Origin of the sequence: Nonomuraea diastatica (assembly GCF_004349015.1) — a bacterium.
Taxonomy (GTDB): Bacteria; Actinomycetota; Actinomycetes; order Streptosporangiales; family Streptosporangiaceae; genus Nonomuraea; species Nonomuraea diastatica.
In genome coordinates, this window is record NZ_SMKP01000049.1 from 30,279 (window position 1) to 56,350 (window position 26,072).

The following is a 26,072-nucleotide window of genomic DNA, read 5'->3' on the forward strand; positions in this document are numbered from 1 at the left end:
ACCGTCCGGCCGCGCCAACGGTCCGAACGAGCTGTTGACGGTTGGGGAGCCGGATGTGAGGGGAGGCGTAACTCCCGTGTCCGCAGAGATCGACGTCGAGTTCATCCAGGCCGAGCGGGACCCGCTTTGACGTCGGAGATGGTCAATCCGGCCACGTCGCTCGCCACGTCGGCCCGCTGCACGTGGGCGAACGTGCTGTCCCTGATCGTGATGTCCCTCAGGGGCTGCTCGGGATACCCCCGCAGCAGGTACGCGCTGCGCGTCCTGTCACTCCGCACACCCGCCACGTTGATGTTGCGGATGGGGGGCGGGTCGTCGCCGTTGTGGCCGTCGCCGTGGTAGAGGTCGATGGAGACGGCCTCCTTGGTCAGCTCGCTGATCTCGACGTCCTTGACGTAGACGTTCTCCACGTAGCCGCCGCGCACGGAGTTCGTCTTGATGTAGAGGCCGAAGTAGAGTCCGGGGCCGCCCCAGCGGCAGCGGCGGACGAAGACGTTGCGGATGCCGCCGGTGGTGTCCGTGCCGATGGCGACCGAGCCGTAGCGGTAACGCATGTCGCAGTCCTCGATCAGCACGTCCTCGCACGGCACCCCCACCCGCCGGCCGTCGGGACCGCGGCCTGCCTTGATGGCGATGCAGTCGTCGCCGACGTCGAAGACGCAGCCCGAGATCACCACGGACCGGCAGCTCTCCGGGTCGCAACCGTCGTTGTTGGGCCCGCGCGAAGAGATCGACACGTTCCTGACCAGGACGTTCTCGCACCGCACCGGATGGATCTCCCACATGGGGGAGCGCACGATGCGCACACTCTCGACGAGCACGTTGCGGCACAGGTACGGCTGAATCATGTTCGGCCGCAGGTGGTGGCCCGCGCCGAACACGCGCTCCTCGACCGGCACCCCATCCGCGGCCATCCGCTGCAACGCGGCCCAGTCGCCGGCCTCGTGCGGCATGCCCGGCTTCCAGCCGAAGGCCGGCGTGCCCACCCACCACCACCAGTGCTCGGGCCCGGCCCCGCCGTCGAGCGTCCCGGCTCCCGTGATGGCGATGTTCTCCTGGCCGTGGGCGTAGATGAAGGGGGAGTAGTTGTAGCACTCGATGGCCGAGAAGCGGGTGAAGACGGCCGGGAGGTAGTCGGCGGGATCGGTGCTGAACAGGATGGTCGCGCCCTCCTCCACGTGCAGGTCCACGTTGCTGAGCAGGTGGATCGCGCCGGTGAGGTAGGTGCCGGGCGGCACTCGCACGTGCCCGCCGCCCGCCTCGTGACAGGTCTCGATCGCGGCCCGGAACGCCCTGGTCCACGTGTCCCCGCCCCCGAAGTCGGTGACGTCGAACCACAGGTCGGGGAACTCCGGCGGCCGCACCCGGTCGCGCAGCTCGTCCGCGTACCGCCAGGCCTCTTCCTCGTTCACGACACCTTCCTCATCCGCAGCGCGTGGTAGAGGGGCAGGGCGATCACCCAGGACGGGTTCCACGTGTTCGCCTCGCCCTTGCGCTGCCAGTTGGTCTGGAAGAACCCCTCGCCCTGCTCCCCGGGCACGTCGAAGCCCCAGTCACCGGGCTCCGTGCAGATGCCCTGGCCCATGGCGTGCAGGATCGTCCCGGCCCGCTCCGCGTAGTGCGCCTTGCCGGTCATCAGGCCGAACTCCATCAGCTCGGACGTCGGGAAGAACACGTCGAGGTGGTGGTTCTGCACGCTGACCGCCGGCCAGCCGCACGCCTTGAAGCCGCGCCGCTCGAACGTGCTGCCCTCGTCGAACTCGGGCGACCACACGTAGACGAACGTCAGCAGCCAGTCGGCCGCCGTCTCCGCCCACCGCGCGTACTCCTCCCGCCCGGTGAGCCGGTACAGCTCGAAGGCGGCCAGGAAGTAGTACATCCCGGCCTCCTTGTCCTCACCGGAGGCGTCGAGCGTGGCGTGCGCGAAGGGCCGCTCGAACGTGGCAGCGTGCAGCCGGTGGTAGCGGCCCAGCATCTCCTCCGCGCGCAGCAGCCACACCTTCTCGCCGCTCAGCCGGTACGCGCCCAGCATGGCCTGCACGCAAGCGGCCCCCGCGGCGGAGACCAGGCGCGTGATCGGCGTCCCTTCCGGGGTCCAGCCGAGCGGGACGACTCCCTCGGGCAGCCTCGTGTGCCAGAACAGGGCGGCGGCGTCCTCCACTGCCTCCTGCCACTCCGGCGGCACCTCCAGGCCCGCGTCCCTGAACCGGAGCGCGAGCTCGGCCAGATCCGCGATCGTCTCGCCGTGGGCACGGCTGGAGGCGAACTCGGCGCCGTCCTTGCGGAACATCTCCCAGGTGCCGTCGTCCAGCAGATAGCGGCCATGGCGCAGGCCGCGCACCGGCGTCGTGCTGCCCTCGACGTAGAAGTCCGCGGCGCGTCGGGCGCGCCCGACCCGCTCCGGCTCGTCGCGGTCGAGGCCGAGCTCGGCGTCGCAGCGGGCCAGTTTCATGCACTGGCCCGTCCAGCCGTACAGGTACGACCGGGGCTTGCCCGGCCGGCTGCCGTCGGAGGCGAGGTAGCCGTCGCCCGCCCAGCGCGCGTCCATGGCGTTCGTCTTGAGCCGGACGATCTCGTCGCGGGGCAGCGGCCTGGCGCCCCGGTCGTGGTAGAGCTCCTTGTGGGCGAGCACCGTGCGGACGAGTTTCGTGAAACCGAGGCCGCGCGGCTCGACCGGGCCCCAGTCGAGGGTGTGGCGGGTGGTGATGGTCTCGCCCGGCGCCAGGTCGCGGTAGCCGACGGGCCGGTCGGCCACCTCCGCCTTGCTGACGTAGCAGACGTCCGGCCTCCCGTCGAAGGCGATCACGCCGGTCATGGCCGCGACGGTGAGGCCCGGCGACCGTACGACGCCGAGCGAGCCGTACGCGACCGTGCCGTCGTCGAGCCTGGTCGCCGTGGGGTGGGCGAACAGGCTGACGTAGCGGCCGTCCCAGGCGGCGTTGACGGCGGGGACGGGCAGGCGGTGCTCCTCGCCCACGAAGCCCTCGCGGGGGACCTTCTTGCGCGGGTCGGATGAGGGGTTGCCGTTGTAGAGGACGCCGGGCATGGTGACGTGCGCGTCCGTGGTGGGGAGGGGCAGCAGGAGGCCGGCCGCCACGTCGGTGACCTCCTGATCGGCGTGGTTGCGCCAGGTGGTGGTGAGGGTGAGCAGGCCGCCGGGGGCGAAGGCCAGTTCGAGCCGGGCGCTCAGCGGCCCGAGCCCGGCCGTGACCACGACGGTCCCGCCCGCCGAACGTACGCGGACGGAGTCGCCGAAGGCGGGCTCGATGCGCCACGGGCGGCCCGTGGAGGCGGTGAGCATGCCGCTCAGAGGGGCCCGCAGGTGCGACCCGTCCACGTCGCGGCGGCGCAGCAGCATCTCGGGTCCGCCCGCGCCGGCCACCACCTCGACGACCTTCCCGCCCGGCTCCTCGACGGCCATGAGGACGCCCGCCGTCATGGGCGCCGCCGGATCCTGACGGCCTGGCCGACCGTCCCGGGCAGCGGCACCGCGATCGTCCCGCCGTCCAGCACCCCGAGCGGCGTGACGGTCATCTCCCACGTGTCGATCACCTCGACCTCGTACCGCCCCTCCGGAACCTCGTACGTCCTGTCGGGGAAGCGGTGCTCCCCGCAGTACTCCAGGTAGAACTCCCCGGGCACCTCCAGCATCGGCGCGTCCCGATCCTGGTAGCGCGCCTCGTCCGGAGTCCCGGCGATGACCTGGCGCAGCAGCGCGAGCCTGGGCACGGCGGCGCCGGTGAGCGTGCCGCCGTCCTGCGACCAGGTCAGCCCGTCGTCGTCCACGTACGACTCGCCGTGCGTCAGGTAACGCCGCCGCACCGACCCGTCCCAGGCCATGGTGACGACCTTCTCGGGCGGCAGGCTCAGCGACGGGTCCTCGGCGTCCCCCTCGTACCCGCACACGTCCATCAGCACCGGCTTGTGGTGGTCGCGCGTCGCCACCCACGCGTCGCGCGGGCTGGGCGCGCGGACGCTGCCGTGCGTGAACGTGCGCCGCCACAACAGCGGCGAGTCCGCGGGAGCGGTGATCGACCGCGGGTGGTGGCCGGGGTCCTCCTCGGCCACCAGGTCGGCCAGCCGCACCCAGTCGTGCTCGGTGAACGCCGGAAACCGCGAGGGGTCGGCGGTCAGCGACCACCACACGTTCGGGTGCGCGGCCAGGCGGGGCACCACGTCCCGCACGTAGCGGGAGGCGGTCTCGACGTCGGAGACGCTCTCGCCGGGATGCATGAGCACCAGCTCGGCGGTCACGCCGATCCCGGCCAGCTCCGCCACCCGCTCCTCCAGCGCGTCGAGCGAGCAGCGGGTGGCGAACGCCGCCATCCGCACCCGATCGAACGGCGACGACTCCAGCGTGGCGAGGGTCCGCGACCGCCGCTTCTCGTCGTGCAGGTGCCAGCCGAGCGCGGTGGTCGCCATCGGCCCGATGTTCATCGGTCTCCCACTCTCGTCATCCGCAGCGCCAGGTACGGCCTGCGCGGCAGCCCGACCCGCACCCGTTCGCGGTGCACCCCGTCGATCGGGGTGATGGTCATGTCCCAGGTGTCGATCAGCTCGACCTCGTAGGCATCGCCCGCCGGCAGGTCCACCGTGACCTGGGCTGGTTGCCGCCGCCCCAGGTAGCGCAGGAGGGTGCCGTCACGGCGCTGCTCCATGATCGTGCGCAGGAAGGCGATCCTGTCCGGGCTCTCGCCGTACAGCCCGCCGCCGTTGCCGATCCACGCGCGTTCCTGGAAGCCGGCCAGCGACTCGCCGTGGCCCACGTAGCCGCCGCGCGACATGCCCTCCCAGAACCGGTCCATCAGCTCCTGGGCGGTGACGTTGCCCCAGCGTTTGCCGATGTTCCCCTCGTAGGAGATCTCGTCGATCACGACGGGCTTGGGGCAGGCCGCCAGCCAGGCGTCCGTCGGGGTGGCGTCCCAGTGCTGGATGCTCTGGTGCGTGATCCACGGCTTGCCGAAGTCGTACAACGACGCGACCTCGAACATGCGCGTCCCGTTGTGGATGGAACGCAGGTGCTCGTACGGGTCGTGCCGCACGATCGTGCGGAGGATGTCGTCCCAGTCGGCCACGGTCTTGGACCGGTTGAAGTCGTACTCGTTGGCGGCCGACCACCACACGTTGCGGTAGGCGGCCAGGCGGGCGACGACGTAGCGCACGAAGGCGTGGTCGACCTCGCGGCCCATGTCCTGGAAACCGCGCACCCCGCCGTCGTACGGGTGGAAGAGGATCACGTCCGCCTCCACGCCGATGTCGCGCAGGTCGCGGACCCCGGCCTCCAGGTGGCGGAAGAACACCGGGTTGAACCGGGTCAGGTCCAGCCCGTCCGGGTCCTTCCCGGCGAACGGCACCTCCGGCGGCGCCATCGGCCCCGTCGGCAACACGCACATGCGCAGCTTGTTGAACGGCGACGACTTGAGCGTCCGCAGCGTCCGGCGTTCCCGCTCCTCGTCCATGTCGTGCGTCCAGTGGTACGCGGTCGTGCCGAACGGCAGGTACGGCGTGCCGTCCGCGTACTCGAAGCCGGTTCCGGCGGCCCGTACGGGGCCGTGGTTGCCCGGGGCGGGCGGCCCCACGTCGAAGCCGCCCGAGCACCCGTCCATCTCTTCCACGTTGCTGACAGTCGTGAACCGCCACGGGCCCACCGCGTCCGGCATGAACCGGACGCGGTAGACGCCGTCCCCGTCGTAGAAGCCCTCGGCCTCGACGACGCGGTTGCGGTACTGGTACCGGGCCGACAGGCGAACGTCCGCGAAGGGGTTGCCGCCGGTCGGTCCGGCCAGTTCGATCTCGTGGACGCCCCAGCGTTCCACGGTGGTGGAGAAGGTCACCAGTCCTTGCCCGCTTCCGCCTGTGCCTTGATGTAGTTGGGGATGTCCTGCTGCTGGGAGAGGCTCAGCGCCTGCTCGGGCGTCCCGCCGTCACGCAGGATGTGCTGGCGGTAGACCGACCACAGCGGCAGGTCCCAGTACTCGGTGTTCTGGTAGTTCGAGACCGCGGCGTTTTCGCCCCAGTAGACGGCCGAGGTGTCGATGCCGGCCAGCTCGGGGATGGCCTTGCCGAAGCTCTGCACGACCGTGTCGGTCTGCAGGACCGCCTTGACGCCGTGGCTGGACAGTTCGGTCTGGCCCTCCTCGGAGACCAGCCACTTCACGATCTGCAGCGCCTGTTCCTTCTTGGGCGAGGACGGCGGGATGAACGCGGCCCGCGTGTTCGGCTGGTAGGTCGTCTTGGACCCCTTCTTGAGCATCGGGATCGAGCTGACTCCGATGTCGACGCTCTTGGCCTGCTCCGCGAAGGAGTCCTCGTCGCCGTCCTCGATGAACAGCTCGCTGCCGGCGTACATGTTCAGCCGTGACAGCGTGTCGACCGCCATGGCCAGGTGGCCCGGCTGGCTCATGTCGCCCTTGAAGAAGTCGGTGACGGTGGTGAAGTCGTTGCGCGGGATCTCCAGGAAGCGGTACAGGTTGTCGACGTACGTCTTCCAGGCGTCACTACTGATGTCGACCTTGACGTCTTCGGGCGCGGGCTCCTCGCTCGTCGTCGGCAGGAACGGGTAGAGACCGGCCTGGTTGAAGTCCAGGTACTGGTCAGGGTGCTGCATGTACCCCTTGTAGTGATCCAGGCCGTCGTCCGCGGTCAGCTGCTTGGCCTTCTTGTACGCCTCGTCGTACGTCATGCCGGGCTCGGGGTACTTCACCCGGAACTTGTCGAAGATCTTCTTGTTGTAGAGCAGCACGTGCTCGTCGATGAACAGCGGCACGCCGTAGATCCCGCCGTCGGAGCGCGACTTGGTCAGCTCCACCGCGGACTTGTTCAGCGTGTTCAGGTCGATGCCGGCCTTCTGGAGGTCGGGGGTGAGGTCGCCGACCCAGCCCATCGGCTCGAGGTCGCGGTCGATGCGGTTCTTCGGGTCCTCGATGATGATGTCCGGGGTGACCCCGGCGGCCTTGAGGTCCTCGTACCGCACGGGGTAGTCCCACGTCGCGTACTTGATCTTGACGTCGGGGAACGTCTCGCGCAGCTTGTTGCCGATGATCTCGTCGAAGACCCTGGTTGCAGCTCCCTGCTCACCCTCGACGGTCGACTCGAACGGCTTGTAGTTGGCGGCGAAGATGAACAGCTCGTCGTCGCAGACGCTGAACGGCAGGTTGTACCTGTTGGGCACGTCCTTGCAGGCGGCCGACGGCTGCGGTGAGGCGTTCGCGGCGGCGGGGACGGCGGTGGTCACGGCGAGGGCGAGCGCGAGCAGCGCGAAGCCGCGGGACTTCTTCATGTGATCTCCCTGAGACTATTTCGCGGAGGCTGTTTCGCTGGGCGAGTAGCTGCACTGGCGTACGACGTTGCGCCGGACGCCGTTCTTGAACTCGGTGATCGTGTGCTCGGGCCAGTTGGACAGCAGGCCCACCGCGTCGCGGAGATACGGCTCGTTGAAGACCACGTGCCGGATGTTGTTGCGGTTGTAGGAATAGACCATGTGGATGAAGCCGTCGCTGCTCTGGGTCAGCACGGGATAGGTGAACTGCGGTCCCGACTGCGCCTCCACGTCGACGGAGTTCTCCCAGGTGCGGCCCTTGTCGGGCGACAGCGACAGCCGCATGGGGGAGCGGTGCTCGACCCACGGGTTGTAGGCCAGCACGAGCTTGCCGTTGTCGAGCTTGAGCGCGGCGACGCGCGAGTTCGGGTTGCCGATGGGCTCGGCCACGGGTGTGCTCCACGTGCGCGCGAAGTCGGTCGAGTCGCTCGTGTAGATGGCGCCGTCGCCGGTGCGCATGTAGGCGCGCAGCCGTCCCGGCTCGACCTCCACGACGGTCGGCTGGATCGACCCCTCGGGCGTGCGGATCCAGCTGCCGTGCTCCTCCGGGTACGCCGTCCACGACGACATGTCCTCGCTGAAGACGTAGAAGCCGGAGCTGGAGCCGCCCTCGTCGTAGATGGGCAGCAGCACCTCGCCGTTGGACATGCGGATCGGGTTGGTGCCCACCATCCATCCCCACTCCTTGCGGATGGTGGTGGGATCGCTCCAGGTCCTGCCGCTGTCGTCCGAGGTGATCAGCCGGATCGGGGCCTGTTCCCAGCCGTGTCCCTCGATCGTCACGAAGAACAGGTAGAGCCGCTTGCCGTCCGACCACAACACGGGGTTGCCGTCGGCCTTGTCCGCCTCGTCGAACACCACCTCGGGCGCGGACCAGGTGTGCTTGCCCGTCGCCAGCCGCGACATGTAGAGCGCCTGGTTCGGCGCCCCTTCCGTGGTGCCGCCGTAGTAGACGGTCAGCATGTCGCCGTTCGGCGCCTGCGCCAGCCCGGCCGCGTGCACCTTGGGGACGTCCGGGTCGGGTGCGGCGACATCCTGGCGGCAGGCGTAGGAGCCGGTCGGCTCCACCCGCACGTCACCCTCGCCGGCGCTCTCGCCGGCGCCGTTCGCCAGATAGGAGGGAACCGCCACCGTCACCGCCAGAGCCCCGTATAACATGCTCTGCCGAAGTTTCATCACACGCCAATCTCTAGATATTTGATGGTTTTCCGGAGGTAGGAGAAGGCGACGTCCACGCGCCCGTCCCCGCCGTCAATGACGCTCGGATAGGAGTAGCCGAGCTCGTTCTGCCAGTACTCGCCGTCGGAGTCCTGCAGGACCCGCCGGTACGGCCAGCTCTCGCCGCCGTCTTCCGACACCGCGAGCACCAGAGGGGTGCGCAGCGCCTTCTTGCGCTGCTTCCCGTTCTTGACCACCCACCTGTACTGCTCGCGCTCCAGGCTCGCGTCGTTGTAGACGAGCGCCAGCCGTCCGTCCCCGAGCTTCGTGAGCTGGACGGAGGAGTCGTTGTTCGGCAGGCCGGTCCGTTCCGGTGCCGACCATGCGCGGCCGTCGGCCGAGGTGGAGGCGTAGATCCGCCCCGCCCGCCGGTCGCGGTACATCGCCAGCAGCCCTCCGCCGGGCCGCTCGGCGATGGTCATCTGCACGAGGTCGCCGCTGCCGGGGACCGCGTGCTCGGCCCACGTGCGCCCGCCGTCCGCGCTGACCTGGACCACGCTGCGGTCGCCGGACTTGCCGCAGTGGTAGGCGGGCAGCAGCCACGTCCCGCCGGCCAGGAGGACCGGCGGGTGCCGGACGAAGATGCCCGGCTCGGCGAAGAGCACGTCCGGCTCGCTCCAGGTGCGGCCCGCGTCGGCCGACGTCCTGACCACGACGTGCGCCGTCGTCTGGTCGTACGGTTCGCTGGAGGTGTGCAGCAGCCGGATCAGCCCGTCGCCGCCGTCGAACAACACCGGGTTCTGCTCGCTGCGCAGCGGGTCTGCGGCGACCAGCCGGGGGGTCTCCCAGCGCTCGCCGGCCAGCCGGGAGACGACCACGTTGGTGCCGGGAGCGCCCTCCTCGGGGCCGCTGAACCAGGTGCACAGCAGCTCGCCGTCCCGGGTGCGCAGCAGGTTGGCCGCGTGGTTGTCCGGGGAGGGGGCAGGGCCGTGCGACGTGGGCAGCAGCGCCTCCCGCACACCCGGCAGCGTGCCGGACGGGCGGATGACGCCGTCGAAACGGGGGTCGGTCATGCGGTCACCACCGGGTCCTCGCGCACGTCCGGGTCGGGGACGCCGCGCAACTCGAGTTCCTCTGCGAAATGGCAGGCGACGCGGCGCCCTCCGACCTCGCGCAGCGGCGGCGGGTCCGTGCGGCACACGTCCTTCGCGTACACGCAGCGCGGGTGGAAGGGGCAGCCGGGCGGCACGTTCGCCGGGTCGGCGATGTCGCCGAGCAGCTTGATGCGCTCGCGGCGCTTCTTGGCCGCCGGGTCGGGGTCGGGCACCGCCGACAGCAGCGCCTCGGTGTAGGGGTGCAGGGGGCGCCCGTAGAGCTCGTCGGTCGGGCCCTGCTCGACGACCTTGCCGAGGTACATCACCGCGACGACGTCGGCGACGTGCTCGATGATGCCGAGGTCGTGGCTGACGAACAGGAACCCGATGCCCGACTCCTCCTGCAGATCGGTCAGCAGGTTGAGGATCTGCGCGCGGACCGACACGTCGAGCGCGCTCACCGCCTCGTCGGCGACGACCAGCCGGGGCGACAGGGCCAGCGCCCGCGCGATCCCGACCCGCTGGCGCTCGCCGCCGCTGAAGGCGTGCGGGTAGCGGTTGGCGTACTCGGGGCGCAGGCCGACGCGGTCGAGCAGCTCGCCGACGCGGGCGTGGATCTCCTCCTTGGTGCCGTACCGGTGCGCCCGCATCGGCTCGCCGATGATCTCGCGCAGCGTCTTGCGCGGGTTGAGCGACGAGTGCGGGTCCTGGAAGATCATCCGCACCTGCCCCCTGTACGGCTTGAGCTCCTTCTCGTTCAGCCCCGCCACGTCGACCACGGAGCCGTCCGGCCGCCGGTAGAGCATGCGCCCGCCGGTGGGGTCGTGCGCCCGCACGATGCACCGGCCCAGCGTGGTCTTGCCGCAGCCGGACTCCCCGACCAGCCCGAGCGTGGTGCCCTCCTCGATGGTCAGATCCACCGCGTCCACGGCCTTGACCGCGCCCACCTGCCGGCCGAGCAGGCCGCTGCGGATGGGGAAATGCTTGGTCAGCCTCTCGATCGTGAGCAGGGGTTCCGTGCTCATGGACGCTCCTCCTGCTCGTCGTCGTAGAGGAGGCAGGCGACCTCGCGGTCGCCCACCGGGATGCGGCTCGGGGTCACGGTGTCGCACCGGCCGGCCATGGCGCTGTCGCAGCGCGGGTGGAACGTGCAGCCGTCCGGCCGCGCGAACGGCGGCGGCACCATGCCCTTGATTGCCGCCAGCCGGGTCCGCGAGGCGCGCCCGAGCCGGGGCATCGAGCGCAGCAGCGCCTGCGCGTACGGATGCCGGGGAGCGGAGAGCACCTGCTCGGCGGCGCCGTACTCGACCACCCGGCCCAGGTACATGACCGCCATCCGGTCGGCCACCTGCGCGGCCACGCCGAGGTCGTGCGTGATCAGCATGATCGCCATGCCGAACTCCGCCTGCAGGTCCCTGAGCAGCTCCAGGATCTGCGCCTGGGTGGTCACGTCCAGCGCGGTCGTCGGCTCGTCGGCGATGAGCAGGCTCGGGCGGCACGACAGCGCCATCGCGATCATCGCCCGCTGCCGCATGCCGCCGCTCAGCTCGAACGGGTAGGCGTCGACCCGGCGCTGCGGCTTGGGGATGCCGACGCGGTCGAGCATGTCGATCGCCCGCTCGCGTGCCTCGGCCTTGCCGACGTTCTCGTGCAGCCGGACCGCCTCGACGATCTGGCTGCCGATGGTGTGCACCAGGCTCAGCGAGGCCATCGGCTCCTGGAACACCATCGCGATGTCCTGCCAGCGGATCTGCCGGAGCAGCCGCTTGTCCGCCCCGACCAGCTCGACGGGTCCGTCCTCCCGGTGCAGCGTGATCCGCCCGCCCTCGATCTGCCCGGGCGGGTCCACCAGGCGCAGGATCGAGCGGGCCATGACGCTCTTCCCGCAGCCGGATTCGCCGACGATGGCCAGCGTCTCGCCCTTGCGGACGCGCAGGTCCACGCCGTCGACCGCGCACACCACACCGTCGTCGAGCAGGAAATGGGTACGCAGCCCCTCGATCTCAAGCAGCACGTCGTCTGCGGGCACGCCTGCTCACCTTCCTGTTCCCGTGTTGATGGTCGCGCTCGCCTTGCGCCCTGCGCGGATACGCCAGAAGGGCTTGCTTCTCCGGGCCCGGCTCGCCGCTCCGTACGGGTCGGCCGCGTCTCTCAAGCCGTCTCCGAAGAAGTTCATGGCGACCACGACGACCACCACCGCGACACCCGGCGCGAGCAGCCACGGCGCGTTCGCGACGACGCGCACGTTCTGCGCGCCCTCCAGCAGCACGCCCCAGCTCACCGCCGGTGCCTGCAGTCCCAGGCCGAGGAAGCTCAGGCTGGTCTCGCCCAGGATCATGGCCGGGATGGCCAGCGACAGCGAGGCGATGATGTGGCTGGCGAACGACGGGATCATGTGCCGGAAGATGATGGACAGGCGGCCGACGCCGTCCAGCCGGGCGGCCGTGACGAAGTCCTCCTCGCGCAGCGACAAGAAACGCCCGCGCACGTCCCTGGCCAGCCCGGTCCACCCGATCAGCGACAGCAGCACCGTGATGGCGAAATATCGGGTCAGCGGCCCCCAGTCCGTGGGGAGCGCGGCCGACAACGCCATCCACAGGGGCAGTGTCGGGATCGCCATCAGGAACTCGATGACCCGCTGCACGACGTTGTCGACGCCGCCCCCGAAATATCCGGAAATGCCGCCTATGAGCATGCCGAGTAAGAAGCTGGCGGCGACCCCGACCAGCCCGATCGACAACGACACCCGGGCGCCGTGGATGAGCCTGGACAGCAGGTCCCGGCCGTTCTCGTCGGAGCCCAGCAGGAAGAACTGCTCGCCCTGGGTCACGGGGCCGATCAGGTGGATGTCGGACGGGATCAGACCGAGCAGCTTGTACTCGTCGCCGTGCACGAACAGCCCCACCTTGATCACCTTGGTGGGGTCCTCGGTGTAGGTCTGCGCGTACGTCGTCGCGTCGCGTTCGGTCGTGTACCCGTAGACGTGCAGGCCGTGCTCACCCGAGTACCGCACCACCTGCGGCGGCGCGTACGTCATCGACGTGTTCGCCGTCGAGCTGGACATCGGCGCGAAGAACTCCGCGAAGATCGCCACGAAGTACACCGGGATCAGGATCGCCGCGCCGGCCATCGCGAGCCGGTGCCGGCGGAACTGCCGCCACATCAGCCGCCATTGCGGCAGCGTCCCTACTTCCTTCGTCGGTCGCCTGAGGAACATGTGGCGCTACTCTCTCTTGTACCGTTTGCGGATTCGCGGGTCCCACCACGCCAGCGCCAGGTCGCTCACCACGGTGCCGACCACGGTCAGCGTGCTGAGGATCATGATGAAGCTGCCGACCAGGTACATGTCCTGGCTCATGACCCCGCTGAGCAGCAGCGGGCCGCCTGTCGGCAGGCTCATGACGACCGACACGATGGTCTCCCCGCCGATCAGCCCCGGGAGCAGCCAGCCCACCGTGCTGAAGAACGGGCTGAGCGACATCCGCACCGGGTACTTCAGCAGCAGCTTCCACTCCGGCAGCCCCTTGGCCCTGGCCGTGTGCACGTAGGGCCGGTAGAGCTCGTCGAGCAGGTTCGCCCTGGTCACCCGGATCATGCCGGCCGTGCCGGACACCCCGATGACCAGGATCGGCACCCACAGGTGTCCCATCAGGTCCAGTACCTTGCCCAGGTTCCAGGCCGCGTCCTGGAACTCCGGTGAGAACAAGCCCCCCACGCTCGCCCCGAAGTAGCGGAACCCGATGTACATGAGGACCAGCGCCAGCATGAACTCGGGGATCGCCATCCCGATGAAGCCGAGGAAGGAGAATCCGTAGTCACCCCAGGAGTACTGCTTGACCGCGCTGTAGATCCCGATGGGGAACGCGATCGCCCAGACCATGAGCAGCGAGCTGATCGACAGGATCGCCGAGAGCGCGACCCGCTCGCCGATGAGCGTGGCGACGGGCTGATTCCAGGCAAACGATTGACCGAAGTCGCCGTGGAGCAGGATGGCCGTGATCCAGCGCCAGTACTGGACGAAGATCGGATCGTCCAGGCCGTACCGCAGCCTGAGGTTTTCGATCTCCGCCGGAGTGAGGCCCTCGCCGCCCGCCTGCGCGTTCGCGATCAGCGTCGAGACGTAGTCGCCCGGCGGCAGGTTGATGATGACGAAGGTGGCGATCGAGATCGCCCACATCGTCACCACCACGTACAGCAGGCGGCGGCCGAAATAACCCAGCATTCCGGCGCCTCAGAAGGAGTACTGCTCGGGCTGGGTCGGCCCGGGATTCACGGGACAGACGGACATGGAGTCGGGCACGTTCTTGACCTCGTTGGAGACGATGCCGTACTCGTCGGGGTGCGAGCTGATGCCGATCGCGTAGAACTGGTCCTTGGCGATCCGCACGACCTTCCTGGCGTGCTCCAGCGCCTTGTTGACGTCCGGCTCGGTGCGCATCGCGGTGAACGCCTCGAGTTGCTCGCGCACCACTGCCGGCGGCTCGTCGCCGTTCTTGCCCTTGCTGCCGTACCACAGGGCCCAGCGGATGGCGTAGCGGGCGCTGCCGGAGTTGCTCGGCACGTAGTAGTGGCTGCCGCCGGTGCCGGTGATCACGTCGAAGTCGCTGCACGTGAACGTGGACGCCTGCGGGTTGTTGCCCATCGTGCGTTCGGTGTACAGCGTGTCCGACACCGGATCGACGCGCAGGCTGACCCCGACCGCCTCCCAGTGCTTCTTGACGAACTCCAGCGCCTGGACGTGGTGCGGGAACTCCGCGCTGGTCATGACGGTGACGATCAGTGGCTTGCCGTCGGGGCCCAGCCGCCTGCCGGCGGAGTCCTTCTTGGTCAGCCCGGCCTTGTCCAGGTACTCGCCCGCCTTGGCGACGTCGTACTCCGTGTACTGCTTGGCGAACTCCGCGTCGTAGACGGCGTTGTTCTTGGACGGCGCGGCCTGCCAGGGCTCGCCCTGCCCGGCGTACACGCCGTCGATGATCTCCTTGCGGTTGATCGCGTACGACAACCCGATCCGGAAGTCCTTCTTCTGGAACAACTCGCGCAGGTCGTCGTCGCCGATCGTCTGGTTGAACTGGATGATCATCGTGTTGCTCAGCCGGCTCGGCACGTTGAACAGCCGGTACTTGCCCTTCCCGGCGTTCTGCGCGACCACCGGCTTGTTCTCCGGCGTGTTGAAGTTGCGGAGTTGCATGTGGATCTCGCCGTTCATGATCTTCAGCAGCTCCACCTCGACGTCGCCGAGGAGATCCGACCTGAACCGGTCGATGTAGGGAAGCTGGCGCCCCTGGTCGTCGACCTTCCAGTAGTACGGGTTCCGCTCGGCCACCACCGCCGTGCCGTCGCCGATCGCGGTGGTGATCTTCCACGGGTGCAGCGTCGGGATGTCCGCGTTGTGCGCCCAGTCGTTCTTCTGCATGAACAACTGGGTCCAGTCCTCGAACTGCTGCTCCTTGGCCAGCTTGTCGGCGTCCGGGTTGTACTTCTTGTGGAACTGTTTGAGGTAGTGCTTGGGCAGCAGGAACCCGGCCGCACCGCCACGCTCGAACGTGGCGACCGCGATCTGGAACAGCAGGCCCGCCTTCGGCTCCTTGTAGACGTAGCGGACCGTCCGCTCGTCCACCTTCTCCACCTTGACCAGCTCGTCCGTGGTGCCGTTCTCCAGGTAGAGGTCGTAGACGCCGGTCGTGTGCAGGTCCTTGTAGACGGCCACGTCCTCGAAGGCGAACAGCAGGTCGTCGGCCGTGCAGGGCTGCCCGTCGGACCACTTCAGGCCGTCGCGCAGCCGGAAGACATACTCCCGGCCGTCGTCCTTGACCTCGAACTCGGCCACGTTGGGGATGATGTCGTCCGGGCCCTTCTGGCCGTTGGTGCCGGGCTTGAGCCTGACCACGGGCTCGTAGGCGAGGGTGTAGATCAGCCAGTCCCAGTCGTCCTCGCCCACCATGGCCGAGTTCCACGTGCCGCCGTACGAGCCGGGCTCCTTCAGCGGCTTGACCACCAGAGGGTTCTTCGGCAGGCGCTCGGCGAGCGGCGGCAGCTTGCCGTTCTTGACCAGCTCGGCCAGCGCCGGGGCCTCTTTGGCCGACATGTCGACCGCCTGCGCGGCCTTGCCGCCCGTGTCGGGGCTGGTGTCGAAGAAGCCGCATCCACTGGCGGACGCCAGCAGCAGGAAGCCTCCGCCGGCGAGCAGACCCCTCCTCGTCAACGGTTGTGGTGTCATGAGCATGCTCCTGTCTTGTCAGCCATTGATCTTCACGAGGCTGAACCGCGCCGTGGTGTAGGTGCGGACGGCGATCGCCTCCTGGTTCCCGTCGACCGCGAGGCCGATGTAGAACCGGCCGCTGCGCATCGCGATGCGCTCGTAGCCGATGCGGTCCCAGTTCAGCGAGTTGTCGGAGAGGAAGGCCTCGAACTCGTGGTCACCGGTCGGCAGGCTCCGGCAGACCAGGCGCAGCCAGTACGGCTTCACGCTCAGCGGATCGCCGTCGTACGGCCAGAGGCCGACGCTGGGCTCCTTGCCGTTCGAGGCGACCCTGATCGCCTTGGCGCGCATGCCGGCACCGTCGTCACCGCTCGCGGAGTAACCGATGCCGGCCATCATGAACGGCGAGTTCGGCGCGAGGTCCTGGCGCACCATGACGCCCGCCACGGCGTCGATGTGACCCGTGCTGATGTCGTCCAGCCGCGCGGTGATCTCGATGACCTCGCCCTGCTTGGTGAACCCGACCGCCTGGTGGGCGAAGTGGAAGGAGTCCTTCCAGCCGGCGATCTTCCCTGATCCCTTCAGCGTGAGCACGCCGTCCTTCAACGCCGTGCTTCCGGGGATGGGGACCTCGCCGATGTCCTGCGCCTTCCACGGCTTGTGGGTCGTGGTGCGGGTGACATGGATCGGCACCAGCGACGAGGTGGTCGCCGACCCCGTGCTGTCGGTCGCGCGAGCCGTCAGGCAGTAGCTGCCGTCGGCCGCCTCCGCCCAGGTCACCTCGTACGGCGCAGCGGTGGCCTCGCCGATCTTCTTGTCGCCGTGGAAGAACTCGACCGTGGCGATGGACGCGCCGTCCAAGGCCTTGGCGTCGGCCTTGACCACGATGGACTGCTTGTCCTGCGCGGCCGCGAACACCTGGTCGGCCTTGGGGGAGAGGATCGACACCTGGGGGTTGCGGGCTCCGGCCCGCTGGATGGAGTTCAGGTAGCGCTCCAAGTTCGTGTACCCGCTGCCGTCCACCGTCTTGGCGTCGTCGGCGTTCTGCGGGTCCAGCCCCTGCGCGGTCTCCCAGTCGTCCGGCATGCCGTCGTGGTCGCTGTCGGCGGGAGCGGGCACCTCGGAGGGCAGGGGCAGCCGGCCGCCCACGTCCTTCTGCGAGTTGATGTGCCGCCCCGTTCCGGTGCGCGCCTCGTTGACCAGCCGGGCGTCGATGGCGTCCCGCCGCGGCAGGGTGGCTCCCGCCTGCTCCAGGACCGTGGCGTACGCCTGCGCCGGGGTCTGCTCCGTGATGCCGTTCTCGAACTCCACCGGCCTGGGCAGCAGCGTGACGCCGCCGGGCGGGTAGGTGATGCCGAGCGTGTTGTCGGCCGTGATGTCGTCGTGGCCCTCGACCGTGTTGCCGCTGACGTGCCACTGGCCGAACCGGCCGGGAGCCACGATCGTCCGGGCGATCGGAGGCCGCGTGTTCGGGCCGGGCTTGTAGTAGTTGCCGATGATGTTGATGCCGTTGGACCACTCGCCGCCGTAGCAGGACGTGATGCCGGGGTTGTAGATCACGTTGTTGCGGTGGTCCACGACCAGGCTCATGCCTTCGGTGAAGCTGAAACGCGGGTTGCGGCCGTTCTCGTGGACGAGCAGGTTGTGGTGGTAGGTGATGGTGTCGCCGCCCCACAGGCCGCCCATGCCGTGGCGGCCCTTGGGGTGCACCGAGTTCACCAGTCCTTCGGAGATGATGCACCACTGGACGGTCACGTTGGTGTTGCCGTAGACGGAGAAGCACTCGTCCACGCCCCAGCTGAACGAGCAGTGGTCGATGATGAGGTCGCGCACGTCGCGGGCGCCGAAGGTGTCGATGGGGGTGCCGAGCTCGTCGCCGCCGCGGAAGCGCAGGTGACGCAGGATGATGTTGTCACCCTTGATCTGCGTCTCGTTGCCGGTGATGGTGACGCCGTGGCCGGGAGCGGTCTGGCCGGCGATGGTGAGGTTGGAGCCGGTGATGTCGAGGCCGCCCTCGATCCGGATGTTGCCGGCGACCCGGAAGACGATCGTCCCGTCGGACTTCGCGACCGCCTCGCGTAACGAGCCGGGGCCGTCGTCGTCAAGGGTGGTCACCTCGTACACGGCGCCGCCCCGGCCGCCGGTGGTGTACATCCCGGCCCCCTCGGCGCCGGGGAAGGCGGGCACGCCCTTGGCCCGCTCCTTCGCCTCGACCGTGGGGGTGGGGCTCGGGCTCGGCTTCGCCGCCACGCTCGATGTGCTCGCCCACGCCACAGCGGGCGGGGCCAACGCCGCGGACCGCACGAAATCCCGGCGGCTGAAATGTGAATGATGGCGATCGAAGCCAAGGGCCTCGGTCATGCGGAACGCTCTCTTTCCGCCCCGAATAGACAGGGCTGTGCCGTCTTTCGGCACGACTCCGGAACCACGCTGGCGCTTGCTGAGAATTTTTATTCAGGCATGAATGGAGTGGATTCATCACATCGTGAACGACACGGTTGTGGCTGTCAAGAGTGGTCACGTACGCGGATGAAACAGTCAGTTAACAGACCTGTCACGGCTTCCTGGGAGCGGAGACGGCGAAGGCCGCCGGGCCAGATGCCCGGCGGCCTTCGCGCACGAGAGAAGAGCCCCGGGCGGGATCGCCGCCCGGGGGAGCGGGGGTCAGTCCTTGAGCAGCTGCTCGGCCACGCCCACGTCCGTGATCAGGGTGTTCACCCAGCCGCCCTTGAGCGCCGCGCGGATGGCGGCCGCCTTGCGGCGGCCCCCGGCGATCGCGATGCGCCGGGGCACCCGCAGCAGGTCGGCGGCCGGGATGCCCAGGATGCGCCGCTCCAGCGGTGAGTCGATCAGGCGGCCCTCGGCGTCGAAGAACCGCAGGCACACGTCGCCCACCGCGCCCAGACCGCGCAGCGTCTCCAGCTCCTCCTCATCGATGGCGTTGCCGCTGTCACGCAGCAACGGCGACGGGTCGAGGCTGCCGATGCCGACCAGCACGGTCGTCAGCCGTGACCACGCGTCGACGACCTGCCGCACCACATGGTCCTCCGACAGCGCCTGGCGCGCCTCCGGCGTGCCGACCAGGCCCGGAGCGGGCAGGAAAACCGGCTCGGCGCCCGTCAGATCGCCCAGGTGGGCGGCCAGCCGGGTGGCCTGCACCTGCGCCGACCCCTTGCCCACGCCGCCGATGAGCTGCACGACCTCCTCGGCCACCCGCACCGGACGGCGCTGCATCGCCTCGACCGTGGCCAGCAGGCTGGCGCTCCATGACGAGATGCCGAGGTGCTCGCCGCCGATGAGGGTGGCGTCGAGATGGGTCGCCCCGGCCGAGCCCAGCGCGGCCACCACGTCGTGGTTGTCGCCCGCGGCGTCCACGACGATGATCTGCTCCACGCCGTATTTGCGCTCGAGATCCTCCTCCAGCAGCGCGTGCACGCCGCTGGGCACCACGACGACCGTGCGCACGATGCCGATCTCCGCGGCCTCCTTGAGCAACCGGGACACCCGCGGCTGCGAGATGCGCAGCTGGGCGGCGATCTGCGGCTGGCGTACGCCGTGCTCGTGGTAGAGGCGGGCGACCCGCACCAGCAGCCGCATACGCTCGGACTCCTGGCTGAGCCGGCGCCCGGTGTATCTCACGGGCTCGCCGCCGGCACGGCTCTTCTCGAACTGACTGTCAGCTCCCACGATCGCTGGCCTCCGCTTCGGCTCCGCCGCTCCTGCTGGTCCGGTGGCGAGCCCGGGCCACTGCTGAGTGCCATTCTGCTAGGGCGCGGCGGCGCTCGCACACCGGAAGGCCGGGCGTGTAGCTCCGGCCATGGCGGGGCAGCCCGGACAGCTCCCGGCGGGACCATACACCGGACGCCGCCCCGGCCAGGTGAGCGGCCCCCAGCGCGGACAGCTCCGGCCGCCGCGCCACCCGCACCGCGCGTCCGGTCACGTCGGCCTGCCACTGCATGAGGTCGGCGTTGGCGGTGGGGCCCCCGTCGGCCAGCAGCTCGTCGACCGGGCCCGCCGCCCGCTCCAGGGCCGCCACGACATCGCCGACCTGCAGCGCGATCGAGTCGACCGCCGCCCTGGCGAGGTCCTCCCTGCTACTGCCGAGGCCGAACCCCGTCATGACCGCCACCGCCTGGTCATCCCACCACGGCGCGCCGAGGCCGCCGAACGCCGGCACGAGGTGCACCGCGCCCCTGCGCCCCCGGGTCGCGAGCCGCCCCAGCTCCTCCGGCTCCGTGCCGAGCACCCCGGCCAGCCAGGTGATCGTCGCCCCGGCGGACAGGATGTTGCCCTCCAGCGCGTACGCGGGCGCCTCGTCCTCCTGCCAGCCGATGGTCAGGCACAACCCCTCGTCCCCGTCGGTTCCCGGGTCGGCCAGTCCCATCACCGAGGAGCCCGTGCCGTACGTGACCTTGACCCGTCCCGGACGGCCCGCCGCGTGCGCGAACAGGGCGGCGTGTGAGTCGCCGAGCACCGCGCCGACCGGCACGCCGGCCAGCGACGGGTGCAGCGCGGCGGCGTCGGCGTGCGCCCCGGTGAAGGGCGCTGCGGAGGGCGATGCCGAGGGTGCTGCGGACGGCACGATCCCGGGCAGCGTCTCCTCGGGGATCCCGAACAGCTCCAGCAGGTCCGGGCTCCAGCGGCGGGCCCGCACGTCCAGCAGCTGGGTACGCGAGGCGCTGCCGATCTCGATCACGTGCCCGGCGCCCAGCCGCGACAACAACCACGAGTCGACCGTGCCCAGGCAGAGGCCCCCCGTCCGGCCCTCCAGTCGGCCGCCCGCCCGGCCGTGGTGGTCGAGCAGCCAGGCCGCCTTGGCCGCCGAGAACATCGGGTCCAGCGGCAGGCCGCTGATCCTGCGGACCATGGGCGCCGCGCCCGAGGCGGCCAGCCGGGCGCACAGGTCGGTGCCCCTGCGGTCCTGCCAGCTCACCAGCGGGCTCAGCGGCTCGCCCGACGCGCGGTCCCAGAGGATCAGCGACTCGCGCTGCACGCTCAGCCCCACGGCGGTCACCCGTCCGGCCGGCACCCCGGCCAGGCAGGCCGACACCGCGTCGCGGACGCTGCGCCACAACTCCTCGCCGTCCTGCTCCACCATGCCCGGCGCCGGATGCCGTTGCGCGAGCGGCACGGAGGCCCGCGCCACCGTCTCGCCCGCGGCGTCCACGACGATCGCCTTGGTGGCGCTGGTGCCCTGGTCGACGCCCAGGACGAGCGGGTCAGCCGTCATGGCCCGCACCTGCGAGGTCGCCGTCCCCAAGGCCCAGCACGTCCAGCGCCGAGCGGGCGATGCCCTCGGCGGTGAGCCCGAAGTGTTCCAGCAGGAACGCCGTCTCCCCGGTCGGCGCGAACGTACGGGGACCGAGCAGGCGCATCGGCACCGGCCTGGTCTCCAGGACGACCTCCGCCACCGCCGCCCCGAGCCCACCGGTGGGCACCGCCTCCTCGGCCGTGACGACCGCCCTGGTCTGCCGGGCGGCCGCGATGATCTCGTCGCGGTCGAGCGGGGAGATCGTCGACACGTTCACCACCCGGGCCTCCACCCCGCGCTCGGCGAGCAGCACGGCGGCCTGGAGCGCGCGGCTGACCATCGTGCCGGTCGCCACGAGCGTCGCGTCCTCGCCCTCCCGCAGCCGCACCGCCCGCCCGTAGGCGAAGGCGGGGCCACCGGGCGGCGAGACGTCCGGCACGGGGAAGCGGCCGATCCGCAGGAACACCGGCCCCGTCGTCTCCGCCGCCCACCGGATCGCCGCGCTGGTCTGCGCGGGATCGGCGGGCACGACGACGGGCAGGTCGGCGATGGCCCGCAACCACGACAGGTCCTCCGTCGAGTGGTGGGTGGGCCCGAGCGCGCCGTAGGCGAGCCCGGGGCTCATCCCGCAGAGCTTGACGTTGGCCAGGCTGTAGGCGACGTCAGCCTTGATCTGCTCCAGCGCCCGCGCGGTCAGGAACGTCGCCGCCCCGCACACGAACGGCACCAGCCCCGCGTTGGCCAGCCCTGCGCCGATGCCCACCATGTCCTGCTCCGCGATGCCGACGTTGATCAGCCGGTCGGGGAACTCCTGGGCGAAGGCGGCCAGCTTGCTCGACCCCACCGAATCGTTGCACACGGCCACGATCCGGCTGTCGTGGCGGGCCAGCCGCACCAGCTCCGCGGCGAAGGCGTCCCTGCAGTCGTGCGTCTCTTCGACGATCAACGCAGTTCCTCGAGCGCCATGCGGGTCTGCTCGGCGTCCGGCACCTTGTGATGCCACTCCACCCGGTCCTCCATGAACGACACCCCTCGCCCTTTCACGGTCCTCGCGATCACGCAGCGCGGCCTCGGCTCGGCGCGCGGCGCGGTCACGGCGTCCAGCAGCGCCAGATGGTCGTGCCCGTCGACCTCGGCGACCTCCCACCCGAACGCCCGCCACTTGTCCGCGAGCGGCTCCAGGTCGTTGGTGTCGCCGGTGCTCGCGCCCTGCTGCAGCCCGTTGCGGTCGATGACGGCCGTCAGCGACGACAACCCCCGGTGCGCCGCCGTCATGGCGGCCTCCCAGTTGCTGCCCTCCTGCAGTTCGCCGTCGCCGAGGACGACCACGGTCCTGGCCGGTGACCCGCGCAGGCGCAGGCCGACTGCCACGCCGACGCCGACGGGCAGCCCGTGCCCGAGCGGGCCCGAGCTGGTCTCGACGCCCGGCACCGCCTTGCGGCTGGGATGGCCGTTGAGCGGCGACATCGGGGCAGCGAACGTGGCCAGCCGGTCCGCGGGGAAGAAGCCGCAGGTCGTGAGCGTGGTGTAGAGGGCGACCGAGCAGTGTCCCTTGCTCAGGATGAGGCGGTCGCGCTCGGGCCAGTCCGGCCTGGCCGGGTCGATGCGCAGCACGGCGCCGTACAGCGTGGCGAGGATGTCGGTCACGGACAGGTCGCCTCCGGTGTGCCCGAGGCCCGCCGTGCGGATCGTGCTGATCACCGTGCGCCGGATCCCGCCCGCCAGCGCGGCCAGCGCGGCAGCGGAGGCGGTCCGGTCGGCGTGCGCCAGCCGGTCGCGCAGCCGGCGCCATTCGCCGATCGCGTCGTGGTCGGGCAGCAGGAGGCCGCCGGCGGTCTGCGTGAGGGTCACGGCGCGCCCCCGTCTCCGGGCGCGGCCGGCCGGGCGTCGCTACGTCTCACGTGCGGTCCCGGTCGTTTCGCCCGCCGTCCCGGCCGTCTCACGTGCGGCTCCGAGCGCCGACCAGAGCAGCGCCTGCGCCCTGAGCGCGTCCTGCCGTTCCTGCGCGTCACGCAGCTCGTCGAGGTCGACGCGGTCGCACACCTGCTCCAGCATCCGGATCGTGGCGATGCTCTGCGACAGCGCCCGCACCGGGTCCTCCCTGAAGGGGAACTGGTCGAGCAGGACCGGCGCGCTCCAGCCGATGCGCCGCACCGCCAGCAGGTATTCGATGGTCTCGAACAGGTGCACCGACGCCACGGGCAGGTCGTCGTCCCAGCCGCGCCAGTTGTCGTTCAGCTCCACCGACACCAGCCGCCCGCGCCGGTGCACGAGCTGCACCGCCTCGGCGGGCGTCTCGCCGGCGAGCAGGGAGTGGCCGAAGTCCATGACGATGCCGACGTTCGGCTGCCCGGCCTCCTCGATGGCCAGCAGGGTGCGGGCCGCGTCGGAGAGCGTGATGCGCACCCGCGGCTCCTTGGCCTTGTACTCGATCGCGAACTGCACGTCCGAGTGCGCCGAGGCCAGCTCGCGGATCGCGGACACCGTCAGATCCCACAACCGCGCGTAGTCGGCCTGTCCCGGCATGTCGAAGCCGTCCTGACCGGGCCAGAACTTCACGTAGCCGGCCCCGAGCTCCCGCGCGACGGCGACCGCCTCGTGCACGCGCTCCACGGCGCGCTCGCGCACGGCGGGATCGGGGTTGGTGAACGCCCCCTTGACGAACTCCCGCGTGTACAGGTGCGGCGTGATCGCCCTGGCCCGCAGGCCGCGCTCGGCCAGCGCCGCCGCCAGCTCGGACGTCTTGGAGACGCCCTCGGCGAACGGCACGTTGATGTCGAGGCACTCCAGCCCGTCCACGGACGCCGCCAGGTCGAGCATCTCGGTCATCGTCCTCGACGGCCCGTAGCCGTCGGTCGCGTACCTGTCGACGATCTGCCCGAACGCCCATATCCCGGCGCCGAACGTCAGCGCGCTCATGTCACACCCTCCTCTGCGCGAAGGCCCGCAGTTTGGCGAAGAAGTCCTCGTGGATGAACCGTGCGTCGATCGAGTCGTAGGTGCGGATGGGCCGGTTCGCGACGGAGAAGTCGTGTGAGCCGTCGTGGCGGAAGTTCGGCGCGGGCCGCTCCACCCAGGTCCCGCACGCCGGGTGCAACATCAGCCCGATCGCGGGGGAGTCGCCCAGCACGCGGAACTCGATCGACCCGCCGTGCTGGCGTTCGTTCCACTCGACGAGCTGGCGTACGAGGTAGTCGCCGATCTCGCCGTACGGCGCGACCTTCTCGTCCAGCTCGGCGTAGCCGACCGCCATCATCCGGTACGTCGGCGCGGGGATCTGCCAGACCCGCAGCGCGGACGAGAACACGATGTTGGCCGCCACGATGTCGTTGGACAGGTTGAACTCGGGGCGTCCCGGGTCGCCACCTCTGCCGTCGTAACCGCCTCCGCCGATCCAGACCACGGTCACGTCCCGCTCGGCGATGCGCGGCTCCAGGAGCAGGGCCGAGGCCATGTCGGTGAGCGGGCCGAGGAACGCCACGAAGAGCGGCTCGGCCACGTCGCGCATGGCCTCGGAGATGATCAGCTCGACGCCCGGCGTCCTGACCGGGGTGCCGACGTCGGGCAGCGCGTACGGCACGCCGTCGGCCACCGGCACCTGGCCGTCGAGCTTCATCAGCCGCAGCAGCAGCTCGATCTCCTCCCGGCTTTCCTCCAGGCTCGACCGGGTGCGTCTGTTGCCGAAATGCGCGGGCACCAGACCTCGAATGTCGAGGCTCGGGGAGAGCAGGGCGTGCACGATCGCGAATTGGTCGTCCGCCTCATTTTTGGCATCGGTGTTCACGATCACCCGGCGCCGGTGGGAAAAAGTCCTGACCGCCACGCAATCCTCCGCCTGAATATTTATTCAATAATGTATCTATATTCCGATATTAGGTTGTGATATTTGAGGTGTCAAGATCCCAGAGAATCACGGACAGCGCGTGCGGCGAGATGGTGTGGTCCTCGTGCGTGGCGTCCTCGAGGATGTCCCACCGCCCCTCCTCGGGCCGCCCGCCGGCGAGCAGCGCCACCCGGTCGCGCACCGGGGCGTGGTAGGCGCGGTGCCCGACCCCGTTGAAACAGCAGTCGTCGAACCGGTTGAGAATCTGCAGCTGGCCGCGCCCCCGGCCGATCGAGGCCAGCACGTACATGTCGAGGAAGTCGTCGGACTCGGCGGCGTAGAAGCCCGGCAGAGCCGCCTTGGTCTGCTCGAAGTCGCCGATCGTCGGGCTCGGCTTGGGCGAGGCCGGGCGCAGGAAGAAGGGCAGCGACCCGGCCACCGGATAGCTGCGCGTCACACGCGGGTCGAGCGCGGAGTAGACCGTGGTCGTCCAGCCGCCGCCCGACAGGCCGACCATCTCCACGGAGTCCGGCCCGTACGTCGCCGCCGCGTAGTTCAACGTCACCGTGAGCGGTTCGAGGAAGAACGTCAGCGTCGAGAACCCGGGCCTCTCCCACGGCGGGAGTTCCCGGTGCGAAGGGCCGGGCAGCAGCTTGTCCGGGTCGTCCGGGTCGGCGATCTGCTGGGCGTTCCAGTGGTGGAACGGCATCGCGTACGCCATCACCCGGTAGCCCCGGTCCAGCAGCGCCTGGACGGTGCGGAGCATGGTGTCGAACGGCTCGCCGTGCCCGTTGTGGTAGAGGGCCAGCCGCCGGTTCCAGCCCTTGCGGGGCAGGAGGTCGTACACCTTGGCCGAGACGCGGTAGCGCAGCGGGACCGTCAGCCGGTCGATCCTGCGCACGCCGGTCAGCGAGGCGAAGTCGGGCGCCTCGACGCCTCTCTCCACCTTCGGCAGTGACGTGGGCAGGCCCGCGCCCTTCCAGATGTAGTCCGCCATGGCCTTGCGCCTGGCCGCGATGTCGGCGGCCGAATGCATGCCGATCAGCGGCTCGATGTCGACGCCCGCCACGGCCTCGGGCAGTGTCCTGTACTCGGGGCCGAACCTGGCGGCGATCTCCTGGTTCACCGGCGCCACAGGGCGCGGCGGGTGCTTGGCCCCGAGCCCGGCCGCCCCGGTCGTCCCCCTCCCGGCCTGCGACGTGGCCGCCGAGGCCGGCGCCGCCGCGCCC

20 protein-coding genes are annotated in these 26,072 nt (G+C 70.1%); all 20 read right to left on the reverse strand.

The features are described from left to right. Positions 1-101: 101 nt before the first annotated feature. A complete protein-coding gene (locus E1294_RS18885) occupies positions 102-1,412 on the reverse strand; it encodes a glycoside hydrolase family 28 protein (protein ID WP_132509830.1) in 1,311 nt (436 codons plus the stop codon). Beyond that, the gene (locus E1294_RS18890) at positions 1,409-3,439 is read right to left on the reverse strand and encodes a hypothetical protein (RefSeq protein ID WP_220447818.1); all 2,031 of its coding nucleotides are present in this window, start codon (positions 3,437-3,439) and stop codon (positions 1,409-1,411) included. The genes E1294_RS18885 and E1294_RS18890 overlap by 4 nt, the downstream gene beginning before the upstream one ends. Continuing rightward, a complete protein-coding gene (locus tag E1294_RS18895) occupies positions 3,436-4,437 on the reverse strand; it encodes a DUF5605 domain-containing protein (protein WP_132509831.1) in 1,002 nt (333 codons plus the stop codon). Before E1294_RS18895 ends, E1294_RS18890 begins: the two co-directional genes overlap by 4 nt. Further along, complete coding sequence (locus tag E1294_RS18900; RefSeq protein WP_132509832.1) at positions 4,434-5,834, reverse strand: DUF5060 domain-containing protein; 1,401 nt, start codon at positions 5,832-5,834, stop codon at positions 4,434-4,436. The genes E1294_RS18895 and E1294_RS18900 overlap by 4 nt, the downstream gene beginning before the upstream one ends. Continuing rightward, complete coding sequence (locus E1294_RS18905; protein WP_132509833.1) at positions 5,831-7,279, reverse strand: ABC transporter substrate-binding protein; 1,449 nt, start codon at positions 7,277-7,279, stop codon at positions 5,831-5,833. Before E1294_RS18905 ends, E1294_RS18900 begins: the two co-directional genes overlap by 4 nt. A 15-nt stretch (positions 7,280-7,294) precedes the next feature. Further along, complete coding sequence (locus E1294_RS18910; protein WP_165977362.1) at positions 7,295-8,476, reverse strand: sialidase family protein; 1,182 nt, start codon at positions 8,474-8,476, stop codon at positions 7,295-7,297. A gap of 17 nt (positions 8,477-8,493) precedes the next feature. Then, a complete protein-coding gene (locus tag E1294_RS18915; RefSeq protein ID WP_132509835.1) occupies positions 8,494-9,549 on the reverse strand; it encodes a sialidase family protein in 1,056 nt (351 codons plus the stop codon). Then, a complete protein-coding gene (locus E1294_RS18920; protein WP_132509836.1) occupies positions 9,546-10,595 on the reverse strand; it encodes an ABC transporter ATP-binding protein in 1,050 nt (349 codons plus the stop codon). Before E1294_RS18920 ends, E1294_RS18915 begins: the two co-directional genes overlap by 4 nt. Beyond that, the gene (locus E1294_RS18925; protein WP_132509837.1) at positions 10,592-11,599 is read right to left on the reverse strand and encodes an ABC transporter ATP-binding protein; all 1,008 of its coding nucleotides are present in this window, start codon (positions 11,597-11,599) and stop codon (positions 10,592-10,594) included. The genes E1294_RS18920 and E1294_RS18925 overlap by 4 nt, the downstream gene beginning before the upstream one ends. Positions 11,600-11,605: 6 nt before the next feature. Then, the gene (locus E1294_RS18930) at positions 11,606-12,787 is read right to left on the reverse strand and encodes an ABC transporter permease (protein WP_132509838.1); all 1,182 of its coding nucleotides are present in this window, start codon (positions 12,785-12,787) and stop codon (positions 11,606-11,608) included. A gap of 6 nt (positions 12,788-12,793) precedes the next feature. Beyond that, the gene (locus E1294_RS18935) at positions 12,794-13,792 is read right to left on the reverse strand and encodes an ABC transporter permease (protein ID WP_132509839.1); all 999 of its coding nucleotides are present in this window, start codon (positions 13,790-13,792) and stop codon (positions 12,794-12,796) included. Positions 13,793-13,801: 9 nt separating this feature from the next. Continuing rightward, complete coding sequence (locus E1294_RS18940) at positions 13,802-15,787, reverse strand: ABC transporter substrate-binding protein (protein ID WP_165977363.1); 1,986 nt, start codon at positions 15,785-15,787, stop codon at positions 13,802-13,804. Between the two features lie 18 nt (positions 15,788-15,805). Further along, positions 15,806-18,019, reverse strand: coding sequence for an Ig-like domain-containing protein (locus E1294_RS18945; protein WP_132509842.1), 2,214 nt, complete (start codon positions 18,017-18,019; stop codon positions 15,806-15,808). A gap of 414 nt (positions 18,020-18,433) precedes the next feature. Then, positions 18,434-19,456: a sugar-binding transcriptional regulator gene (locus tag E1294_RS18950; protein ID WP_246083104.1), complete on the reverse strand. Its 1,023-nt coding sequence runs from the start codon at positions 19,454-19,456 to the stop codon at positions 18,434-18,436. Continuing rightward, on the reverse strand, positions 19,446-20,999 hold the full coding sequence (locus E1294_RS18955; protein WP_132509844.1) for an FGGY family carbohydrate kinase: 1,554 nt from the start codon (positions 20,997-20,999) through the stop codon (positions 19,446-19,448). The genes E1294_RS18950 and E1294_RS18955 overlap by 11 nt, the downstream gene beginning before the upstream one ends. After that, on the reverse strand, positions 20,989-21,966 hold the full coding sequence (locus E1294_RS18960) for a transketolase family protein (RefSeq protein WP_132509846.1): 978 nt from the start codon (positions 21,964-21,966) through the stop codon (positions 20,989-20,991). The genes E1294_RS18955 and E1294_RS18960 overlap by 11 nt, the downstream gene beginning before the upstream one ends. After that, complete coding sequence (locus E1294_RS18965; protein ID WP_220447819.1) at positions 21,963-22,871, reverse strand: transketolase; 909 nt, start codon at positions 22,869-22,871, stop codon at positions 21,963-21,965. Before E1294_RS18965 ends, E1294_RS18960 begins: the two co-directional genes overlap by 4 nt. A 39-nt stretch (positions 22,872-22,910) precedes the next feature. After that, on the reverse strand, positions 22,911-23,939 hold the full coding sequence (locus tag E1294_RS18970) for a sugar phosphate isomerase/epimerase family protein (RefSeq protein WP_132509849.1): 1,029 nt from the start codon (positions 23,937-23,939) through the stop codon (positions 22,911-22,913). A gap of 1 nt (position 23,940) precedes the next feature. After that, complete coding sequence (locus tag E1294_RS18975) at positions 23,941-24,843, reverse strand: nucleoside hydrolase (protein WP_132509851.1); 903 nt, start codon at positions 24,841-24,843, stop codon at positions 23,941-23,943. A gap of 49 nt (positions 24,844-24,892) precedes the next feature. Further along, a partial coding sequence (locus tag E1294_RS52800; protein ID WP_220447820.1) for a hypothetical protein occupies positions 24,893-26,072 on the reverse strand: 1,180 nt, incomplete at its 5' end.